The 18,360-nt window shown below is 75.5% G+C and carries 20 protein-coding genes; 13 read left to right on the top strand and 7 right to left on the bottom strand.

Translation table 11 applies throughout. The features are described from left to right. The first annotated feature begins 75 nt into the window (after nucleotides 1-75). Nucleotides 76-723, top strand: coding sequence for a hypothetical protein (locus SM577_RS02365; protein WP_302918863.1), 648 nt, complete (start codon nucleotides 76-78; stop codon nucleotides 721-723). Nucleotides 724-764: 41 nt separating this feature from the next. On the opposite strand, the gene SM577_RS02370 is transcribed toward SM577_RS02365, so the two are convergent. The 3 genes from SM577_RS02370 to SM577_RS02380 all read right to left on the bottom strand — a co-directional run bounded on the left by SM577_RS02370 (nucleotide 765) and on the right by SM577_RS02380 (nucleotide 2,694). Beyond that, nucleotides 765-1,691 (bottom strand): NADP-dependent oxidoreductase, encoded by a 927-nt coding sequence (locus tag SM577_RS02370; RefSeq protein WP_474586168.1) that lies wholly within the window; start codon nucleotides 1,689-1,691, stop codon nucleotides 765-767. Nucleotides 1,692-1,727: 36 nt separating this feature from the next. Continuing rightward, nucleotides 1,728-2,054, bottom strand: coding sequence for a hypothetical protein (locus tag SM577_RS02375; protein ID WP_302918865.1), 327 nt, complete (start codon nucleotides 2,052-2,054; stop codon nucleotides 1,728-1,730). Nucleotides 2,055-2,154: 100 nt separating this feature from the next. Beyond that, complete coding sequence (locus tag SM577_RS02380) at nucleotides 2,155-2,694, bottom strand: hypothetical protein (protein ID WP_474586169.1); 540 nt, start codon at nucleotides 2,692-2,694, stop codon at nucleotides 2,155-2,157. Between the two features lie 264 nt (nucleotides 2,695-2,958). On the opposite strand from SM577_RS02380, the gene SM577_RS02385 reads away from it, so the two are divergent. The 8 genes from SM577_RS02385 (at nucleotide 2,959) to SM577_RS02420 (ending at nucleotide 11,355) form a co-directional block, all read left to right on the top strand. Continuing rightward, nucleotides 2,959-4,149 (top strand): sensor histidine kinase, encoded by a 1,191-nt coding sequence (locus SM577_RS02385; protein WP_474586170.1) that lies wholly within the window; start codon nucleotides 2,959-2,961, stop codon nucleotides 4,147-4,149. Nucleotides 4,150-4,194: 45 nt separating this feature from the next. Further along, the gene (locus tag SM577_RS02390; protein ID WP_474586222.1) at nucleotides 4,195-4,854 is read left to right on the top strand and encodes a response regulator transcription factor; all 660 of its coding nucleotides are present in this window, start codon (nucleotides 4,195-4,197) and stop codon (nucleotides 4,852-4,854) included. A gap of 22 nt (nucleotides 4,855-4,876) precedes the next feature. Further along, nucleotides 4,877-6,160: a PucR family transcriptional regulator gene (locus SM577_RS02395; RefSeq protein WP_474586223.1), complete on the top strand. Its 1,284-nt coding sequence runs from the start codon at nucleotides 4,877-4,879 to the stop codon at nucleotides 6,158-6,160. Between the two features lie 79 nt (nucleotides 6,161-6,239). Further along, nucleotides 6,240-7,409, top strand: coding sequence for an acyltransferase domain-containing protein (locus SM577_RS02400; protein WP_302918868.1), 1,170 nt, complete (start codon nucleotides 6,240-6,242; stop codon nucleotides 7,407-7,409). Next, on the top strand, nucleotides 7,409-8,356 hold the full coding sequence (locus tag SM577_RS02405; protein WP_302918869.1) for a beta-ketoacyl-ACP synthase III: 948 nt from the start codon (nucleotides 7,409-7,411) through the stop codon (nucleotides 8,354-8,356). Before SM577_RS02400 ends, SM577_RS02405 begins: the two co-directional genes overlap by 1 nt. Nucleotides 8,357-8,440: 84 nt before the next feature. Beyond that, nucleotides 8,441-8,680, top strand: coding sequence for an acyl carrier protein (locus SM577_RS02410; RefSeq protein ID WP_007072348.1), 240 nt, complete (start codon nucleotides 8,441-8,443; stop codon nucleotides 8,678-8,680). Nucleotides 8,681-8,682: 2 nt separating this feature from the next. Further along, nucleotides 8,683-9,909, top strand: a complete 1,227-nt coding sequence (gene fabF, locus SM577_RS02415; protein WP_302918870.1) for a beta-ketoacyl-ACP synthase II — start codon at nucleotides 8,683-8,685, stop codon at nucleotides 9,907-9,909. Between the two features lie 21 nt (nucleotides 9,910-9,930). Then, nucleotides 9,931-11,355 carry an acyl-CoA carboxylase subunit beta gene (locus tag SM577_RS02420; protein WP_302918871.1) on the top strand — a complete coding sequence of 475 codons (1,425 nt, stop codon included), beginning with the start codon at nucleotides 9,931-9,933 and terminating at the stop codon, nucleotides 11,353-11,355. Between the two features lie 48 nt (nucleotides 11,356-11,403). Here the strand turns inward: SM577_RS02420 and SM577_RS02425 are convergent, their stop codons facing one another. Continuing rightward, nucleotides 11,404-11,622, bottom strand: a complete 219-nt coding sequence (locus SM577_RS02425) for a hypothetical protein (protein WP_302918872.1) — start codon at nucleotides 11,620-11,622, stop codon at nucleotides 11,404-11,406. Nucleotides 11,623-11,709: 87 nt separating this feature from the next. Here SM577_RS02425 and SM577_RS02430 point away from each other — a divergent pair, with 87 nt between their 5' ends. Both SM577_RS02430 and SM577_RS02435 read left to right on the top strand, forming a co-directional pair. Beyond that, nucleotides 11,710-12,609: a helix-turn-helix domain-containing protein gene (locus SM577_RS02430; protein WP_474582072.1), complete on the top strand. Its 900-nt coding sequence runs from the start codon at nucleotides 11,710-11,712 to the stop codon at nucleotides 12,607-12,609. A gap of 143 nt (nucleotides 12,610-12,752) precedes the next feature. Then, nucleotides 12,753-13,394 carry a lipoprotein gene (locus SM577_RS02435; protein ID WP_302918874.1) on the top strand — a complete coding sequence of 214 codons (642 nt, stop codon included), beginning with the start codon at nucleotides 12,753-12,755 and terminating at the stop codon, nucleotides 13,392-13,394. A gap of 6 nt (nucleotides 13,395-13,400) precedes the next feature. Here SM577_RS02435 and SM577_RS02440 read toward each other — a convergent pair whose 3' ends face one another. Further along, complete coding sequence (locus SM577_RS02440; RefSeq protein ID WP_474586171.1) at nucleotides 13,401-15,131, bottom strand: glycoside hydrolase family 3 protein; 1,731 nt, start codon at nucleotides 15,129-15,131, stop codon at nucleotides 13,401-13,403. A gap of 98 nt (nucleotides 15,132-15,229) precedes the next feature. Then, nucleotides 15,230-15,721, bottom strand: a complete 492-nt coding sequence (locus SM577_RS02445) for a DUF3145 domain-containing protein (RefSeq protein ID WP_088992547.1) — start codon at nucleotides 15,719-15,721, stop codon at nucleotides 15,230-15,232. A 310-nt stretch (nucleotides 15,722-16,031) separates the two neighbouring features. Here SM577_RS02445 and SM577_RS02450 point away from each other — a divergent pair, with 310 nt between their 5' ends. Continuing rightward, the gene (locus SM577_RS02450) at nucleotides 16,032-16,361 is read left to right on the top strand and encodes a hypothetical protein (protein ID WP_088992546.1); all 330 of its coding nucleotides are present in this window, start codon (nucleotides 16,032-16,034) and stop codon (nucleotides 16,359-16,361) included. A 145-nt stretch (nucleotides 16,362-16,506) separates the two neighbouring features. On the opposite strand, the gene SM577_RS02455 is transcribed toward SM577_RS02450, so the two are convergent. After that, nucleotides 16,507-17,070, bottom strand: coding sequence for a carbonic anhydrase (locus SM577_RS02455; RefSeq protein WP_302919639.1), 564 nt, complete (start codon nucleotides 17,068-17,070; stop codon nucleotides 16,507-16,509). 357 nt (nucleotides 17,071-17,427) lie between these two features. On the opposite strand from SM577_RS02455, the gene SM577_RS02460 reads away from it, so the two are divergent. Next, the gene (locus tag SM577_RS02460; RefSeq protein WP_474582070.1) at nucleotides 17,428-18,345 is read left to right on the top strand and encodes an alpha/beta fold hydrolase; all 918 of its coding nucleotides are present in this window, start codon (nucleotides 17,428-17,430) and stop codon (nucleotides 18,343-18,345) included. Nucleotides 18,346-18,360 lie beyond the last annotated feature (15 nt).

Genomic DNA, 18,360 nt, shown 5'->3' on the forward strand with positions numbered 1-18,360 from the left:
ACGGTCACCTCCGTCCACCAACCACGCACGTGACCTGCAGCGAAGCCATCCATCGAACGGGGCGAGGAGGCGGCGATGGTCCGACGGATGAGGCGACTGGTCGCGGTACTGGTGGGCGGGCTGGCGGCGACGCTGGTCGCGGTGGCCGCGGCGGGGCCGGCGACGGCCGCCCCGAAGCCCCCGCCCGGGGTGGACATCACCGGGGACGGGCTGGCCGAGCCGCTGCGGCTGCGCGCCGAGTCCCACCCGCAGCACGTGGTCGCCGTCATCGACCAGGTCAGCTTCCTGCCCGGCATCGGGCAGAAGACCGGCCCGAAGGCGGCCGACCTCGGTCCGAAGTACACGGTCGTGGTGTTCGCCGGCGACACGCCGAAGCAGACGTACGACCTCTATCCCAAGGCCAAGGGCGGACCGCGGGTGTTCCGGCCGGCCAAGCAGCCGGACAACCGCAAGACCAGCGCGGGCTGGTTCCTCGGCCGGCTGTCCATGTCCGAGACGCTGCGCACCGCCGGGGTGCCGCTGGAGCGGGAGTTCGACACGGTCAGCGGCGGCGTCGGCGGCGGCGAGCGGGTGATCCCGGAGGACGCCCTCGACCCGGCCCGCGACATCGACGAGGCGCTCGGCGAGATGCAGCGCCTGCTGCTGCTCAACGGCGCGGTGGTGCTGGTGATCACCCTCGGTCTGGCCGGGATCGCGCTGCTGATCCGCCGCCGCACCAGCTGACCGCGGCGCGGGCCCGGCCCGCCAGCCGCGACCGCGCCGGGTCAGATTTCGAGCACCACCTTGCCCCGGACGTGCCCGGCCTGCACCAGCCGGTGCGCGGCCGCGGCCTCGGCCAGCGGGAACGTGCGTGCCACGTGGACGGTGAGCCGCCCGGCGTCGACCAGCCCGGCGAGCAGGCTCAGGTCCGCCGTCGACGGCTTGACGAACAGGTAGCTGCCGCCCAGCCGGGTGACGTGGTCCGGGTCGGCCGTGGAGACCAGCCGGGCCGGCCGGTCCATCAGCTGGGCCGAGACCTCCAGCGCGTCGCCGCCGAACAGGTCGAGCGCCACGTCCACCCCGTCGGGCGCGACCGCCCGGACCCGGTCCAGCAGGCCGTCGCCGTGGCTGACCGGCTCCGCGCCCAGCGACCGGACGAAGTCGTGGTTGGCGTCGCCCGCCGTGCCGATCACCCGCTGCGCGCCGAGGGCCCGGGCGAGCTGCACCGCCAGGTGGCCGACCCCGCCGGCCGCGCCGTGCACCAGCACGGTGTCGCCGCTACCGGTACGCACCGACCGGAGGGCCTGGTAGGCGGTGAGCCCGGCGAGCGGCAGCCCGCCCGCCTCGGCCCAGGACGCCCGCACCGGCTTGTCGGCCAGCGTCCGCTCCGGGGCCGGCACCAGTTCGGCGTACGTGCCGTGTTGGATGTCGTCGCGCCGGACGTACCCGACGACCTCGTCGCCGACCGCGAAGCCGGTCACCGCGGGGCCCACCGCGGCCACCACGCCGGCCGCGTCCCACCCGGGCACCAGCGGGAAGTGGCTGGGGAACGCGCCGGCCAGGTACCCCTCGCGCACCTTCCAGTCGACCGGGTTCACCCCGGCGGCGCGTACCCGCACCAGGACCGTGTCCGGGCCGACCGGCGGCTCCGGAAGCTCGCGCACGGCGAGCAGGTCGGCCGGCCCGTACGCGTCGATGGCGATCGCCCTCACGACCACCACGCTAACCGGCGGACGGCGCCCGCGAGGTCAGCACCAACGGTGCGGGGGCCGCTCCCGCCGGATCGCGCGTCGCGGCGGGCGGACCGGCCCGTGCCGGTGCGCGCCCGCCCAGCCGGGCAGGTCGCTGCGGCAACCCCCGGAGCCGGCCGGCTCCACCTCGCCCGGCAGGGCCGGCTCGGCCGCCCGCTGCCGGGGCACCGGCGGATCCTCGTCGGCCCGCTCGGCCTGGCGGCCCGGCTCGGCCGGCCCGCCGACCAGCCGGCGGTGGTGCTTGGCGACCGGCTGCTGCTCGTGGTGACCCGGCCGGCAGGGCTCGCCCTGGGCGCAGCCGTGGTCGGCCTCCCCGTGCGCCATCCCGGTCTCCTCACGCTCGCCGGCGCCCGCCGGTGCTGGCCCCGACGTGCCCTGCCACCGTACTGGCCGGGACCGACGAGCCGTGCAGCGCATACCCGGGTCAGCGGCGGGCCCGGCGCGGGAAGATCGTCTCCCAGAGCGGGAAGGCGACCAGCCAGATCACGATGGCGAGGGTGAGCTTGCCGATCCAGTTCGCCAGCTCGCGGGTCCGTTCCGCGTCGTCCACCCAGAGGATCGCGGCGCCGAGCAGCCCACAGGCGATCGCCCAGCCGACCAGGCCCTTGCCCCACTCCCGCCACTCGTACCGGGTCCGGGCCCAGCCGGCACGGGGCGGCTTCGCCGGCGGCGGGCCGCCGGCGAACCGGTGCGCGAACCGCTGGTCGGCCCAGCGGACCATCGAGTGGCCGAAGGCGACCGAGAAGCCGAGATAGGCGGCGGCCAGCCCGTGGGTGACGTCGGCGGTCGCGCCGCGCCGGAGGTCGACGGCGGTCGCCGCGAGCAGCACCAGGTCCACCAGCGGTACGCAGACCAGCAGCGCCGCGCCGAGCCGTGGCCGGCGCAGCGGATAGCGGGCCAGCAGCCCGGCGCCGAGCACCAGCCAGAACCCGATCTCACACGCGACGATGACCGCCACCAGCATCTCTGACCCTCCCGTTTCCTTCCGGTCACCAGCCTGGCCCGGCCGGCGGCCGGCGACCTCGACGGCGGAGAGGAGATCCGGCTCCATCCTTCGACGGACCCGCACCGCGGCCCTTCGACGGATCCGACCGGACGCCGGCCGGCGGGCCACGCCGCCGGGTCCAGCGGTCCGCGGCGGGCGTACCACCTTCGGTGGACGGGGGCCGGCGCGGCCTCCTCCACCGGTCGGAGCCCGAGCGGCCACGGCTGTGGTGGGATCGGTGCCATGCGACCGCCAGCGTGGCTCGGGCCCGGCACCCTCGGCCGCGACCTCGAGCTGGGCGGCGGATCGCTGGTCGGCGGCCTGGTCGTGCACGGCCTGGGCACGCAGCCGCAGCTGCCCTGGGCCCCGGACGTGCCGAAGGCGCTGTTCCTGCTGCCGCTGGTGGCGGTCTGCGCGGCGGTCGGGCTGCGCCGGGTCGCCAGCCGGGGCAGCCTGGCGCTCGGCACCGTGGCGGTGCTGGCCGACCTGGCGCTGGGTAGCTCGCTGGCGACCGTCCTGGTCTACACCCAGGTGGTCTACGACGCGTGCGTGTTCGGTTCCGCCCGGACCTGGCGCTGGCTGCTGCGGGTCACCGTCGGGCTGACTGTCCTCGGCGCGGTGCTCGGGGTGGTGCTGCTGGGAAACTGGCGCGGGGTGGGCGTCGGGGTGCCGGTGGTGCTGCTCGGGCTGCTGCCGGTGCTCACCGGGATCAGCGTCCGGCAGTACCGGGACCAGGCGGCGACCGAGCGCGCCCGCGCCGAACAGACAGCACGGCTCGTCGAGCTGGACCGGCGGCAGGCGGTGAGCGCGGAACGCGCCCGGATGGCCCGCGAGCTGCACGACGTGGTCGCCAACCACCTGAGCGCGGTGGCCATCCACGCCACCGCCGCGCTCTCCGTGGCCGGGCTGGACCGGGACCAGGTCGACCGGGCGCTGCGGGTGATCCGGGAGAACAGCGTGCAGGGGCTGGCCGAGATGCGCCAGATGATCGGGCTGCTCCGGGAGCCGGCGGAGGGCGGACCGGCCACGGACGCGACGGACGAGGCGACCCGGGCCCGGTTGAGCGAGGTGGACGCGCTGGTCAGCCGGGTTCGCGCCGCCGGGCTGACGGTCCGGGTGCAGCGGCACGGAACGCCCCGCGCGCTGCCGGTCGGGGTGGACCTGGCGGCGTACCGGATCGTCCAGGAGTCGCTGACCAACGCCCTCAAGCACGGTGCCGGCCGGGCCGAGCTGGTGGTCGCGTACGAGCCGGCGAAGGTGGTGGTGACCGTGACGAACCCGGTGCGCGCCGGCGGTGACTCGCTGGCCGGCGCGGGTGCCGGGTTGGTCGGGATGCGGGAGCGGGCGGTGCTGCTGCACGGCCGGTTCACCGCCGGCCCGGAGGACGGCGACTGGCGGGTCCGGGCGGAGCTGCCCACGGAGGCGACGCCGTGACCGGCCGTGCCGACGGCGTTCGGACGGGAGGGTGACGTGACCGAGGTGATCCGGGTGCTGCTCGCCGACGACCAGGCGGCGGTCCGGGCCGGGCTGGCGTTGATCCTGGCCGGGGCGCCGGGCGTCGAGGTGGTGGCCGAGGCGGACGACGGCGCCGAGGCCGTCCGGCTCTGCCGGGAACTCCGCCCGGACGTCGCGGTGCTGGACGTGCGGATGCCGCGGCTGGACGGCATCTCGGCCACCCGGGAGATCGTCGCCGACCGGCTCGCCGACGTGCTCGTGCTCACCACCTTCGACCTCGACGAGTACGTCTTCGGGGCGCTCCGGGCCGGGGCCGCGGGCTTCCTGCTCAAGAACACCGACGCCGAGGGGCTGGTGGCGGCGGTGCGGACGGTCGCCCGGGGCGAGGGGTTCATCGCCCCCGCGGTGACCCGGCGACTGATCACGGCGTTCGCGGCGACCGCTCCGGCCGCCTCCGCCGCCACCCGGGCGGCGGTGGCGGCACTGACCCCGCGGGAGCGGGACGTGCTGGCCTGCCTCGGGCTCGGCCTGTCCAACCAGCAGATCGCCGACCGGCTGTCGATGGCGGAGAGCACCACCAAGACGCACGTCAGCCGGATCCTCGCGAAGCTCGACCTGCGCAGCCGGGTGCAGGCCGCCATCCTGGCCCAGGAGCTGGGCCTGCCCGCTCCCCCGGCGGCCTGACCGCCGGGGCGGCGGGAAGCGCCTGGTCAGCGCATGTCAGGCTGGAGCCGTGGACGAGCCGGGCGAGATCGAGCTGTCGGCCACGCTGCGCCGGATCGAACGGGCGGCGGGGGCGCTGGCCACCGCCAGCGTGGCCCGGATGGACGAGACCCTGCCCTGGTTCCGCACCCTCCCGGCCGACCAGCGCTCCTGGGTGATGCTGGTGGCCCAGGCCGGCGCCCGCTCGCTGGTGCAGTGGCTGCGCGACGGCGGCGGCACCGCGGACAGCACCCAGGAGGTCTCCGACGAGGTCTTCGCCGCCGCGCCGCAGGCGCTGGCCCGGTCGATCAGCCTCCAGCAGACGGTCGCGCTGATCAAGGTGACCATCGACGTGGTCGAGGAGCAGGTCGCCCACCTGGCCGCGGAGGGCGAGGAGCAGCAGCTGCGCGAGGCCGTGCTGCGGTTCTCCCGGGAGATCGCCTTCGCCGCCGCCCGGGTCTACGCCCGGGCCGCCGAGTCCCGCGGCGCCTGGGACGCCCGGTTGCAGGCCCTGCTGGTGGACGCGCTGCTGCGCGGTGACTCGCCGGACGTGCTGGCCAGCCGGGCCGCCGCGCTGGGCTGGTCGGACGCGCCGCCGGTGGCGGTAGCGGTCGGCCGCTCCCCCGGCGGCGAGGTCTCCGCCGTCCTGCACACCGTCTACCGGCAGGCCCGGCGGATCGGCGCCGAGGTGATCGGCGGCGTGCACGGCGACCGGCTGGTGATCGTGCTCGGCGGCGCCGCCGACCCGCTCGCCGCCACCGGGAAGCTGCTCAGCGCGTTCGGGGACGGGCCGGTGGTGGTCGGCCCGGCGGTGCCCAGCCTGGACGAGGCCACCGAGTCGGCCCGGGCGGCGCTGGCCGGTTTCCGCGCCGCGCCGGCGTGGCCCACCGCGCCCCGGCCGGTGCCGGCGGGCGACCTGCTGCCGGAGCGGGCGCTGGCCGGGGACGCCGAGGCGCGCCGCCGGCTGCGCCACGACGTGTACGCGACCCTGGTCCGCGCCGGCGGCGAGCTGCTGGAGACGCTGGACGCCTTCTTCGCCGCCGGCGGGACGCTGGAGAGCGCCGCGCGGGCCCTCTTCGTGCACCCGAACACGGTCCGCTACCGGCTGCGGCGGATCGCCGAGGTCACCGGCTTCTCCCCGCTCGCGCCGCGGGACGCGTTCGCCCTGCGGGTGGCGTTGACCGTGGGCCGGCTCGACCCAGTGGTCCCGGTGGTCCCGAGTCAGACAATGGGTCCAGGCGTCGGTAAAACCGCACAGCCGGGCGATGACCACCGCCGATTTTTGTAGGATCCCTCCAAAGGTCCTAGTGTGGTTTGGTGGCGGTCGGCACAGCGCTACCCACGCGTATCCGGGAGAGTCTGTAGACGTGCTCGCCGTACTCTCTCCCGGCCAGGGTTCGCAGAAACCCGGCTTCCTGACTCCCTGGCTCGACCTGCCCGGTGCCGAGGCGCGGCTGCGCTGGTGGTCGGCGCTGGCCGGGGTCGACCTGGTGCACCTGGGCACCGCCGCCGACGCCGACGAGATCAAGGACACCGCCCGCACCCAGCCGCTGCTGGTCGCGGCGGCGCTGCTGGCCGGCGAGCACCTGCCGATGCACGACGTCGCGCTGACCGCCGGGCACAGCGTCGGCGAACTGGGCGCGGCGGCGCTGGCCGGGGTGCTCCCGGCGGAGGCGGCGATCACCCTGGCCGGGGTGCGCGGCCGCGAGATGGCCGCCGCCTGCGCGCTGGAGCCCACCGGGATGGCCGCCGTGCTGGGCGGCGACCCGGACGAGGTGCTCGCCGCGATCGAGGCGCACGGCCTGCACGCCGCCAACCGCAACGGCGCCGGCCAGGTCGTCGCCGCCGGTGCGGTGGAGAACCTGGACAAGTTCGCCGCCGAGCCGCCGGCCCGGACCCGGATCGTCCGGCTCCAGGTGGCCGGCGCGTTCCACACCCCCTACATGGCGCCGGCCGAGTCGGCGCTGGCCGCGGTGGCCGCCGGGATCACCCCGGCCGACCCGAACCGGATCCTGCTGTCCAACCTCGACGGGGCCGCTGTCAACCACGGCCGGGAGCTGGTGCAGCGGCTGGTCCGGCAGGTCACCGCGCCGGTCCGCTGGGACCTGTGCATGCGGACGCTGGCCGACCTCGGGGTGACCGGGGTGATCGAGCTGCCCCCGGCCGGCACGCTGGCCGGGCTGGTCAAGCGGGAACTCAAGGCCGCCGGCGCACCGGAGATCGTCACCGTGAACACCCCGGACGACCTGCCCGCCGCCCGGGACCTGATCGCCCGGCACGGGATGGCGCCGAGCCACGAACCGACCATCTCGTTCCGGGTGGTGGTGGCCCCCTCCGCCGGCACCTTCGCGCCCGCCGGGGGGCTCGCCGAGGGCGCGTCGGTCCGGGCCGGTCAGGTCATCGGCCAGGTCGCCACCCGGCAGGGGCCGGTCGAGGTGACCGCCCACGACAGCGGCCTGCTCACCGAGTGGCTCGCCCACCACGACGACCCGGTCGCCCCGGGCCAACCGCTCGCCCGCATCGGAGGACAGCACTGATGGCTGCCGGAAGCCGCATCGTCGCCCTGGGCCACTACCAGCCCTCCCGGGTGGTGACCAACGACGAGATCGCCCAGCTCGTGGAGACCAGCGACGAGTGGATCCGGGACCGGGTCGGCATCGTCACCCGGCGGGTCGCCGACGGCGAGACGGTGGCCGACATGGCCGCGGCCGCGGCCGGCAAGGCACTGGCCAACTCCGGGCTGACCGCCGCCGACATCGACCTGGTGGTGGTGGCCACCTGCACGTCGGTGGACCGCAGCCCGAACGTGGCCTGCCGGGTCGCCGCGAAGCTCGGCATCACCGCGCCCGGGGCGTACGACATCAACACGGCCTGCTCCGGCTTCGCGTACGCGCTGGGCACGGTCGACCACGCCATCCGGGCCGGCGCCTCGCGCAACGCCCTCGTCATCGGCGCCGAGAAGCTCTCCGACTTCACCGACTGGACGGACCGCTCCACCTGCATCATCTTCGGCGACGGCGCGGGGGCCGCGGTGGTCACCGCCGGCGCCGAGGGCGAACCGGCCGGGGTTGGCCCGGTGGTCTGGGGCTCGGTGCCGGAGAAGAGCGACGCGGTCCGCATCGAGGGCTGGCGGCCGTACATCCAGCAGGAGGGGCAGGCGGTGTTCCGCTGGGCCACCACCGAGCTGGCGCCGCTGGCCCTGCGGGCCTGCGAACGCGCCGGGGTGGACCCGGCCGAGCTGGCCGCGTTCGTGCCGCACCAGGCCAACGCCCGGATCATCGACGGCATCGCCAAGCGGCTGAACATCCCCGACGCGATCATCGCCAAGGACATCGTCGAGTCCGGCAACACCTCGGCGGCGAGCGTGCCGCTGGCCCTGTCCAAGCTGGTCGAGCGGCGCGAGGTGCCCTCCGGCGCCCCGGTGCTGCTGTTCGGCTTCGGCGGCGGCCTGACCTACGCCGGTCAGGTCGTCCGCTGCCCCTGAAGACCCCTCCGGCGCGCCAGCGCCGGAGTGACGGCCGGCGCCGCCGCCGTCGAGTGAATCCCCCGATGAGAGGAACCAACCGCAATGACCCGTGACGAGATCACCGCCGGCCTCGCCGAGATCCTCGAGGAGGTTGCCGGGGTGAACCCGGACGACGTGGCCGAGGGGAAGTCCTTCACCGACGACCTGGACGTCGACTCGCTCTCCATGGTGGAGGTCGTGGTGGCGGCCGAGGAGAAGTTCGGCGTCAAGATCCCGGACAACGAGGTGCAGAACCTGAAGACCGTCGGGGACGCCGTCAGCTACATCGAGGCGCAGTCCTGATCATGAGTCGTCCCGACGTCGTCGTCACCGGGCTCGGCGCGACGACCCCGCTCGGCGGGGACGTCGCGTCGACCTGGGACGCCATGGTCGCCGGCCGCTCCGGGGTGGGTGCGCTCACCCAGGAGTGGGCGGCACAACTGCCGGTCCGGATCGCCGCGCAGCTCGCGGTGGAGCCGTCCGAGGTGCTGGAGCGGGTCAAGCTGCGCCGGCTGGACCGGTCCGAGGCGATCGCCATCATCGCGGCGAAGCAGGCCTGGGCGGACGCCGGCCTGGCCGACTCCGGGCTGGACCCGGAGCGGCTGGCGGTCAGCGTCGGCTCCGGCATCGGCGGCGCCACCACCCTGCTCGCCCAGGACGACATCCTCGAGTCGTCCGGGCCGCGCCGGGTCTCCCCGCACACCGTGCCGATGCTGATGCCGAACGGTCCGGCCGCCTGGGTCGGGCTGGAACTCGGCGCCAAGGCCGGCGTGCACTCGGTGGCCAGCGCCTGCGCGACCGGTGCGGAGGCGATCGCGCTGGGGCTGGACATCATCCGCGCCGGCCGCGCCGACGTGGTGGTGGCCGGCGGCACCGAGGCGGTCATCCACCCGCTGCCGATCGCCGGGTTCGCCTCGATGCGGGCCATGTCGACCCGCAACGACGAGCCGGAGCGGGCCTCCCGTCCGTGGGACAAGGGCCGGGACGGCTTCGTGCTCGGTGAGGGCGCCGGGGTGGTGGTGCTGGAGCGGGCCGACCACGCCGCCGCCCGGGGCGCCCGGGTGTACGCGCGCCTCGCCGGGGCCGGGATCACCTCCGACGCGTACGACATCGTGCAGCCGCACGCCGAGGGCGAGGGCGCGATCCGGGCGATCGCGAAGGCCATCGCCGACGCGGACGTGGCCAAGCGCGACATCGTGCACGTCAACGCCCACGCCACCTCGACACCGGTCGGCGACATGCTGGAGATCGGCGCGCTGCACCAGGCGCTCGGCGACCACCCGGTGCTGGCGGCGACCAAGTCGATGACCGGTCACCTGCTCGGCGCGGCCGGGGCGCTGGAGTCGATCGCCACCATCCTGGCCATCCGGGACGGTGTCGTTCCTCCGACCATCAACCTCGAAGACCCGGACGACGGCCTCACCATGGAGGTGGCCGCCCACAAGGCGCGCCACATGGAGATCCCCGCGGCGTTGAACAACGCGTTCGGTTTCGGGGGCCACAACGTGGCTCTCGTCTTCGCGCGGGCCTGACCCACCGCCTGGGAGGCTGATGTGACCAGCACCGCCGTCGGCGCCGACACCTCGACAGTGGACCACCGCGACCCCGAGGTGCGGCTGCGGGCGCTCTTCGACGCCGGCTCGCTGCGCCTGCTGGCGCCCCGGGACGGCTCGGGCGTGCTCTGGGCGCGGGGCGAGATCGAGGGCACGCCGGCCGTCGCGTACGCCACCGACGCCACGCGGATGGGGGGCGCGATGGGCACCGACGGGTGCCGGCACATCGTCGACGCGATCGACACGGCGGTGCGGGAGCGGGTCCCGGTGCTCGGCCTCTGGCACTCCGGCGGGGCCCGGCTGGCCGAGGGCGTGGTCGCGCTGGACGCGGTCGGTCAGGTCTTCGCCGCCATGGTCCGGGCGTCGGGCCGGGTGCCGCAGATCTCCGTGGTGCTCGGTCCGGCGGCCGGCGGCGCCGCGTACGGGCCCGCGCTGACCGACATCGTGGTGATGAGCGGCGCGGGCCGGATCTTCGTGACCGGTCCCGAGGTGGTCCGCAGCGTCACCGGCGAGCAGGTCGACATGGAGCGCCTCGGCGGCCCCGAGCCGCACGGCCGGCGCTCCGGCGTGGTGCACGTGACGTGCGCCGACGACGAGGCCGCGCTGGCCGAGTCGCGCCGGCTCGCCGCGCTGCTGGGCCGCCAGGGCCGGCTCTGCCCGGACGACGTGCCGGCCGAGGGCGGGGAGGGCCACGACCTGGCCGCGAGGATGCCGGCCGAGGCCAACCGGGCGTACGACGTCAAGCCGGTGGTCCGGGCGCTGCTCGACGCCCCCGGCGTGGAACTGCACGCCAAGTGGGCGCCGAACATCGTCACCACGCTCGGCCGGTTCGCCGGCCGGACGGTCGGCGTGATCGCCAACAACCCGCTGCGCCTCGGCGGTTGCCTGGACGCCTCCAGTGCCGAGAAGGCGGCCCGGTTCGTGCGGATGTGCGACTCGCTCGGGGTGCCGCTGATCGTGCTCGTCGACGTCCCCGGCTACCTGCCCGGCCTCGGCCAGGAGTGGGACGGCGTGGTCCGGCGCGGCGCGAAGCTGCTGCACGCCTTCGCCGAGGCGGTGGTACCGCGGGTGACCCTGGTGACCCGCAAGGCGTACGGCGGGGCGTACATCGCGATGAACTCCCGCTCGCTCGGCGCGACAGCGGTCTTCGCCTGGCCCAACGCGGAGGTCGCGGTGATGGGCGCCAGCGCGGCGGTGAACATCCTGCACCGCAAGAAGCTGGCCGCCGCCCCCGCCGAGGAGCGGGAGGCGCTGCGTGCCCAGCTGATCGAGGAGCAGGTCCGGGTGGCCGGCGGGGTCAACCGGGCGCTGGAGATCGGCGTGGTGGACGACGTGATCAAGCCGGCGGAGACCCGGCGCCGGATCGCCGAGGCGCTCGCCGCGGCGCCGGCCGCCCGGGGCGCGCACGGCAACATCCCGCTGTAGCGGCGCTCCGACCGCCGCCCGTACCGTACGGGTCCGCGCTCGCGTCGGTCAGCCCTGGTTGCGCGGGTGGCGCTTCGCGGTGCGCTCGTTGCCCCGGCGGTAGTTGCCGGTCCACCGCGCCATCACCAGTTGCGGGTCGTCCTCGACCTCGGCGAGGAACTGGGCCGCCCGACCGCCCCGCAGGGTGCCGGCCGCCCGCCCGTTGTGGGTGATCACCACCGTGCCGTCGGCCCGCTCCACGTACCCGAAACCCTGTGCCGTTCCCATGCCGGCGAGGTTGTCACCCCGGACCCACCACCGCTAACGGTTTTCCGGGTTGACTCTCCAGCGGCTGGAGACAGGAGGCTGACCGGCGTGGACGACCGCACCGAACTGTTCACCATCGGGCAGCTCGCCCGCCGGACCGGCCTGTCGGTCCGGACCATCCGCTTCTGGTCCGACCTCGACCTGCTGCCGCCGACCGGCCGTTCGCCGGGCGGCTACCGGCTCTACGACGCGGCCGCCGTGGCCCGGCTGGAGCTGCTGCGCACCCTGCGCGAGCTGGGGATCGGCCTGGACGACGCGCGCCGGATCGTGGACCGGCAGAGCACCGTCCGGGACGTGGCGCGGGCGCACGCCCGGGCGCTGGACGCGGAGATCCGGACATTGCGGCTGCGCCGGGCGGTGTTGCGGTCGGTCACCCGACGTGGCAGTACGACCGAGGAGTTGAGACTCGTGAACGACCTGGCCCGGCTCTCCGCACGGGAGCGGCAGCAGATCATCGACGACTTCGTGGCCGAGGTGTTCGCCGGCGTCGACGGCCCGGCGGCCGGGCTGGCGCAGGCCATGCGGGCGCTGCCCGCGGACCTGCCGGACGAGCCCAGCGACGAGGAGGTGGACGCCTGGCTGGAGCTGGCCGAGCTGGTGGCCGACCCGGACTTCCGTCGCCGGGTACGCCAGATGGCGGTGGCCGGTGCCGGCGACGCGACGCCGCCCCCGCCGGAGCCGATGACGAAGCTGGAGCTGGCGCGCGCGGCGCTGGCCGCCGGCACCGACCCCGCCTCGCCGGAGGGCCGGGCGGTGCTGGACGAGATGGTGGACCCGACGCTCACCCCGCGGCAGCGCCGGGCGTTGGCCGACTCGATCGCCGCGTTCACCGACCGGCGGGTGGAGCGGTACTGGCAGCTGATCGGCGTGCTCAACCGCCGGCCGCCGTTCGAGCCCGCGGTGCCGGCCGTGGAGTGGCTGGTCGCCGCCCTGCGCGCGGCCGGCTGAACCGGCGCCGTACCGGGGGCCGGCCGGCCCCCGGTACGGCGTGCCGGTCGTCCCGCCACGGCGGGACGCGAACGGGATTGACGCCGGGTGCCCGTGCCGCTTTGATGAGGCCCGCTGAAGATCGTCAACGGGGGATGGACACCATGCACCGACGTACCCGCGCCGCCCTGCTGGCCGCGCTCACCCTCGGCCCGCTCGCCGGCTGCGCCGAGGACAAGGACCAGCCGGCGGCCGGCGGCTCGCCGTCGGCGTCACCGAGCACCACCGCATCACCGGTGGTCCCCGGGCCGCCCTGGCACGACGAGGTCGCCGCCGCACCCGCCGGCGTCCCGGTGGGCGGCAAGGGCACGCCCTGCGCGCTCCCGGTCACCTTCTCGCTGCCGGCGGGGTGGAAGGTCAAGGCCGTGAAGCCCTCGGCCGAGGGCGGCGACCTGGGTGTCGGTAACGCCACCCTGCTGTGCGAGCTCGACTCCCGGCCGGCCGGCGAACTGGGGTTCCTGCGGGTGTGGCGGGTCGACGGGGTCGCCGGCGGTGCCGAGGAGCACCTGAAGCACTTCGTCGGCGCGTACTCGCCGAAGGCGACGGGGGTGGAGTACCGGCGTCTCCGGGCCGGCACGCTGGACGCCGTCGAGGCGAGCTACACCGAGGACGGTGACCCGGACCGGGCCATCGCCCTGGCGTCCCTCTACGGCCCGATCGTGCTGAGCCTGGACGCGCCGGATCCGGCGGACCTGCTGCCGGCGTACCAGCTGGTCAAGCAGTCGGCCCGGATCAACCGGGACTGACCCCGCTCAGGCGGCGCAGGTGGTGGCGGGCAGGCCGGGCACCTTGACCGGGGACCGGCCGGACGGCTGCGCCTTGCCGGCCAGCACCCCGGCGAGCGCGGTCATCGACGCCCGGCTGGACGAGTAGGTGGCCAGCAGCGTCGGCGACTTCGCGCTCCCCAGCACGTACGGGGTGTCCATCGCCACCGTGACGGCGGCGTCGGCGCGCAGGTCGCCGGCGCCGTCGCCGTAGCCGACCAGGTGCACCACCGTCCCGCCGCGGGGCACCACCTTCACCCCGGCCGCGGTCAGCGCCTCGGTCAGCGCCGCCCGGGTGTGGTCGCGGCCGCCGGAGGAGGTGACCGTCACCGGGCCGCGGACGCCGCCGCCGCAGGTGCCGCGCAGCACCGTCACGGCCGCCGCGGCCAGCCGCTGGGCCGCCTCGCGGTGGGCCGGGGCGGCCAGCGTGGACAGCTCGGGGGCCGGCCGGTCGGCCAGCTTGAACTTCATGGTCAGCACCCGGGTTACCGCGTCGACCAGGCGGGCCCGGGGCAGCGAGCCGTCGCGCAGGGCGGCGAGCAGCCCGTCGTACGCCTGGCCGACGTTCGGCGGCATCAGGATCAGGTCGTTGCCGGCCTTGAGCGCCCGTACCGCGGCCTCCCCCGGCGACCAGCGCTTGGCCGGGGCCATGTTCATCCCGTCGGTGATCACCACGCCCTGGAAGCCGAGCTGGCCGCGGAGCACCTCGGTGAGCAGCTTGTGCGAGAAGGTGGCCGGGGTACCCGGGTCGACCGACCGTACGTCCAGGTGGGCGGACATCACGGCCATCGCCCCCGCGTCGATGCCGGCGGTGAACGGCGGCCACGCCCCGGCGGCGAGCGCCGCCCGGGACTGCTTGAGCACCGGCAGGTCCTTGTGGGAGTCGGTGGCGCTGTGGCCGTGCCCCGGGAAGTGCTTGACGGTGGCCGCCACGCCCGCGCCCTGCAGGCCGCGTACCGCGCCGCCGACCTGCGCCGCGGCCCGCTGCGGGTCGGCACCGAACGACCGGGAGCCGATCACCGTGCTGCGGGTGGCGAGCACGTCGGCGACCGGGGCGAAGTCCAGGTTGACGCCCATCGCGGCGAGTTCGGTGCCGGCGGCCTTCCAGGCGGCCTCGGTCAGCGCCGGGTCGCCGGCCGCGCCGGCGGCCAGCGCGCTGGGCAGCAGGGTGACCCCGTCGGTGATCCGGGTGACCACGCCGTACTCCTGGTCGGTGCCGATCAGGAACGGGGCCGCCCCGGTGGGCAGCTTGCCGGCGGCCGCGCGCAGCCCGGTGGTCAGCTCGCGGACCTGCCGCGGGTTGTCGACGTTGGTGGTCTCCTGGTTGCCGCTGGTCGGGTCGTCGGCGCTGAAGCCGACCAGGATCAGCCCGCCGAGCCGGTACTTCGCGACCATCTCGGCCGGGGTGTCCACCCCGGCCAGCGCCCGGTTGCCGGCCGCCGAGCCGGGCGAGACCTTGGTCGCCGCGTCCCCGTACGCGTAGGGCATCAGCACCTGGCCGACCAGGTCCTCGTCGGTGAGCGTGCCGACCAGGGCGGCCGCCCGGGCGGCGGGGTCCCCGGCGGGGACGGCGGTCGGCGTCGCCGCCGGCGCGGAGCCGCTCGCCGCCGGGGTGGGGCGGGGGCGGTCCGGCTTGTCGGCGCAGCCGGAGAGGAGCAGTGCGGTCAGTGCGGCGAGCGCGACGCCGGCACGTCGCGGAGATATCGACACGCGAGCCATCCCACCAGTTCGACGCTTATCGGGGCAACCCGACCCTACGCGCGCCGGTCCGCCGGGCGTCGCCGCGCCGGGGCGCGGAGCCCCGGCGCACGCGGGGGTCAGCCGACCCGGGTGAGCAGGGTCACCGGCGCGCCGTCCCCGGCGTACCGGTAGGGCTCCAGTTCGGCGTCCCAGGCGGTGCCGAGGGCCTTGTCCAGCGCGTGCGCCAGCGCCTCCGGCGCCCGGGCGCCGGCCATGATGCTGCGCAGCCGGTCCTCGCCGAGCTGGATGTCACCGGCCGCCCCGACCGTGGCCCGGAACAGCCCCCGGCCCGGTACGTACATGAAGCGTTCGCCGTCGGCGCCGGGGCTCGGCTCCTCGGTGACCTCGAAACGGATCATGGGCCACTGCCGGAGGGCAGCAGCCAGTTCGGCGCCCGTCCCCGGACGACCGGTCCACCCGCACTCGGCCCGGCGGGCGCCGGGATCGACGGGCTGAGCCGTCCACTGCAGGTCGACCGGCGCGGCAAGGACGCGCGCGATCGCCCACTCGACGTGTGAGCACACGGCGAGCGGGGTCGAGTGGACGTATACGACGCCACGCGTTGGCACGGTGACCTCCCGGAGTGCGAGGTGCGTCTTCCCCTACGACCTCGCCGATCCGAGTGGCTACTGGAACACATGATGACTGGTGTGACGGATGGTGCGCCAGGGAATCGGAAAATTCGCCGCCGGAATAGCCGGACGGGTGACCGCGGTTGAGCCTCTCGAACGCGATGACCAGCCAGGGATCGTGGTCGTGTACAGTTCCATCGGCGGCCTGTGCCGCGCACATCTTCCGCGGGCCGACGCCCCTTCCGGGCATCACCCGCACAGCCCCCGGACGTTCCGTCCTCCCGTACGTCTTGCAAGGAGTACCTCCGTGGCGAGCAACACCTCTAAGACCGCGCGCGCGTCCGTCCGGGCCGGCCAGGCTGGCCAGGGTGGCGCCCTCAGCGTGCTGGGCGAGTTCAAGTACGTCATCCCGCTCAACGGCGGCAAGCACGCCTACGTGCGGAACCTGACCAACGGCAAGACCGCGCACCTGCGCACCGACTCCGAGGCCTTCATCGAGGAGATCCGGGTGCTGGCCGCCGCCGGCCACGCCGCCAAGATCCGGGCCGAGCTGAACACCCTCAACGCCGCCCACCCGGGCGACGGCTGGGACGCCACCGAGAAGCGCCTCGTCGAGGCCGGCGTCTTCGAGGCCTGAGCCTCCCCAAGCACCACCCGGAAACGCCCGTCGGCACCCCCGACGGGCGTTTCCGCGTCCTCCCCCTCCCCCACCCCTTCCGGTGATCATGAGGTTGGCGGCGGTTTCCGAGATCGACTTCGCCGTCAACCTCATGATCAACGGGTCAGGGGGTGGGGTTGAGGAGGGTTACCTGGGCGGTGGAGAGGTCGTAGAGGGCGCCGACTACGTCCACCCGGCCCGCTGCCACGGGGGTGGCCAGGAGGTCGTCGGCGCGGAGTGCGGTCACGGTGCGGAGCACGTGGCGGCGGATCGCCATGGGGTGCGCGCCGGGGTCGTCGACGCCCACCTCCCGCACCGCGGGGGCGATCTGGTCGACCAGGTGGGCCAGCGAGCCGCCGGGCCGCCGCCCCTCGCGCACCGCGGCCAGCGCCGAGGCGACCGCCCCGCACCGCTCGTGGCCGAGCACCATCACCAGCGGTACGCCCAGTTCGTCGACGACGTACTCGATCGAGCCGAGCACCGCGCGGTCCAGCACGTGCCCGCCGGTGCGGATCACACAGATCGAGCCGAAGGTCTGGTCGAAGATCGCCTCCAGCGGCACCCGCGAGTCGATGCAGCCCAGCACCACCGCGTACGGCTGCTGGTCGCCGGAGGCGCTGGCCGCCGCGGCGGTCACGTCGTGGCCGTGGATCGGCTGGCCGCTGACGAACCGCCGGTTGCCGGCCATCAGCTCGGCCAGCGCGGCGCGCGGCGTCCCGCCGGCCGGGCGGCCCTCCGGCGAGGCACCACCGGCACGCGCCGTCCCGCCGGCCGGGCGGCCCTCCGGCGAGGCACCACCGGCACGCGCCGTCCCGCCGGCCGGACGGCCGTCCCAGGAGGCACCACCGGCACCACCGGCACCGCCGGTACCGGTCGGGGTTGTCCGCGGGGACCGCATGTCCCCCAGCTTGCTCGGGCCGGCCGCCCGACGGCGCCCGGTCGCGAATCTTCTTTCCGCGCGGTTGGCGTGGTGTCATGGCGGGTAGCCGGTGTTACCACCGGGTATCCCCGGTGTTGCGGAGCTGTGCGGCCCGGGGAGGTGGCGATGCCGGAGCAGTTGGACCTACGTCTACCCGACGACGTACGCCTGCACGTGGAGTGCACCGGCCCGGCCGACGCCGAGGTCACCGTGGTGCTGCTGCACGGCTGGACGCTGGACGGGCGCAGCTGGCACCGCCAGCTCGCCGCGCTGCGCGAGGCGGCCGGCGAGGCGGTGCGGGTGGTCACCTACGACGCCCGCGGGCACGGCCGCTCCAGCTGCATGGCGCTGCCCACCGCCACCCTGGCCCAGCTCGGCGACGACCTGGCGGCGGTGCTGGACGAGGTGGCGCCGACCGGCCCGGTGGTGCTGGTCGGGCACTCGATGGGCGGCATGACGGTGATGGAGTACGCCCACCGGCACCCCGAGCACTTCGCCGCCCGGGTCGCCGGGCTGGTCTTCGTCGCCACCACCGCCGAGGGGCACACGCACACCGCCTACGGCCTGTCGCCCCGGATCGCCCGGTTGATCCGGTTGGCCGAGACCACCGGAGCCGGCGTACTGGCCCGCTGCGGGTCCTGGCGGCCGCCGCGGGCGTTGCTGCGCGCGTTGCGCCCCAGCATCCGCTGGATGCTCTTCGGCGACCGCTGCGATGCGTCCGACATCCGCCTGGTCACCTCCGCGGTGGCCCGCGCCTCGCTGCGCTCGATCGGCGGCTTCCGGGCCTCCATCGGGGCGCAGCACCGGCTGGAGACGCTGGCCGCGCTCGCCCACCTGCCGGCCGCCGCGCTGGTCGGCGACCGGGACCGGCTCACCCCGCCGCCGTGCGCCGAGTCGATCGCCGCGGCGCTGCCCGCCACCGAGCTGACCGTCTGCCCCGGCGCCGGGCACATGCTGATGATGGAACGGCCGGAGGAGGTCAACGCGGCCCTGCTCGGCGTGGTCCGCCAGGTCACCGCCCGGCCGGCCGCCCCGACCGGCTGAGTCCGGCCGGCGGGT

The sequence above is a fragment of the Micromonospora desertarenae genome (genome assembly GCF_056150265.1).

What these genes read in the sequence shown, in the direction of transcription:
- SM577_RS02410 (WP_007072348.1), top strand. Translation starts at nt 8,441, where the DNA reads ATGACCCGTGACGAGATCACCGCCGGCCTCGCCGAGATCCTCGAGGAG.
- SM577_RS02455 (WP_302919639.1), bottom strand. Translation starts at nt 17,070, where the DNA reads ATGGCCGGCAACCGGCGGTTCGTCAGCGGCCAGCCGATCCACGGCCAC.
- SM577_RS02405 (WP_302918869.1), top strand. Translation starts at nt 7,409, where the DNA reads ATGGCTGCCGGAAGCCGCATCGTCGCCCTGGGCCACTACCAGCCCTCC.
- SM577_RS02375 (WP_302918865.1), bottom strand. Translation starts at nt 2,054, where the DNA reads ATGGCGCACGGGGAGGCCGACCACGGCTGCGCCCAGGGCGAGCCCTGC.
- SM577_RS02385 (WP_474586170.1), top strand. Translation starts at nt 2,959, where the DNA reads ATGCGACCGCCAGCGTGGCTCGGGCCCGGCACCCTCGGCCGCGACCTC.
- SM577_RS02380 (WP_474586169.1), bottom strand. Translation starts at nt 2,694, where the DNA reads ATGCTGGTGGCGGTCATCGTCGCGTGTGAGATCGGGTTCTGGCTGGTG.
- SM577_RS02425 (WP_302918872.1), bottom strand. Translation starts at nt 11,622, where the DNA reads ATGGGAACGGCACAGGGTTTCGGGTACGTGGAGCGGGCCGACGGCACG.
- SM577_RS02435 (WP_302918874.1), top strand. Translation starts at nt 12,753, where the DNA reads ATGCACCGACGTACCCGCGCCGCCCTGCTGGCCGCGCTCACCCTCGGC.
- SM577_RS02440 (WP_474586171.1), bottom strand. Translation starts at nt 15,131, where the DNA reads ATGGCTCGCGTGTCGATATCTCCGCGACGTGCCGGCGTCGCGCTCGCC.
- fabF (WP_302918870.1), top strand. Translation starts at nt 8,683, where the DNA reads ATGAGTCGTCCCGACGTCGTCGTCACCGGGCTCGGCGCGACGACCCCG.
- SM577_RS02365 (WP_302918863.1), top strand. Translation starts at nt 76, where the DNA reads ATGGTCCGACGGATGAGGCGACTGGTCGCGGTACTGGTGGGCGGGCTG.
- SM577_RS02460 (WP_474582070.1), top strand. Translation starts at nt 17,428, where the DNA reads ATGCCGGAGCAGTTGGACCTACGTCTACCCGACGACGTACGCCTGCAC.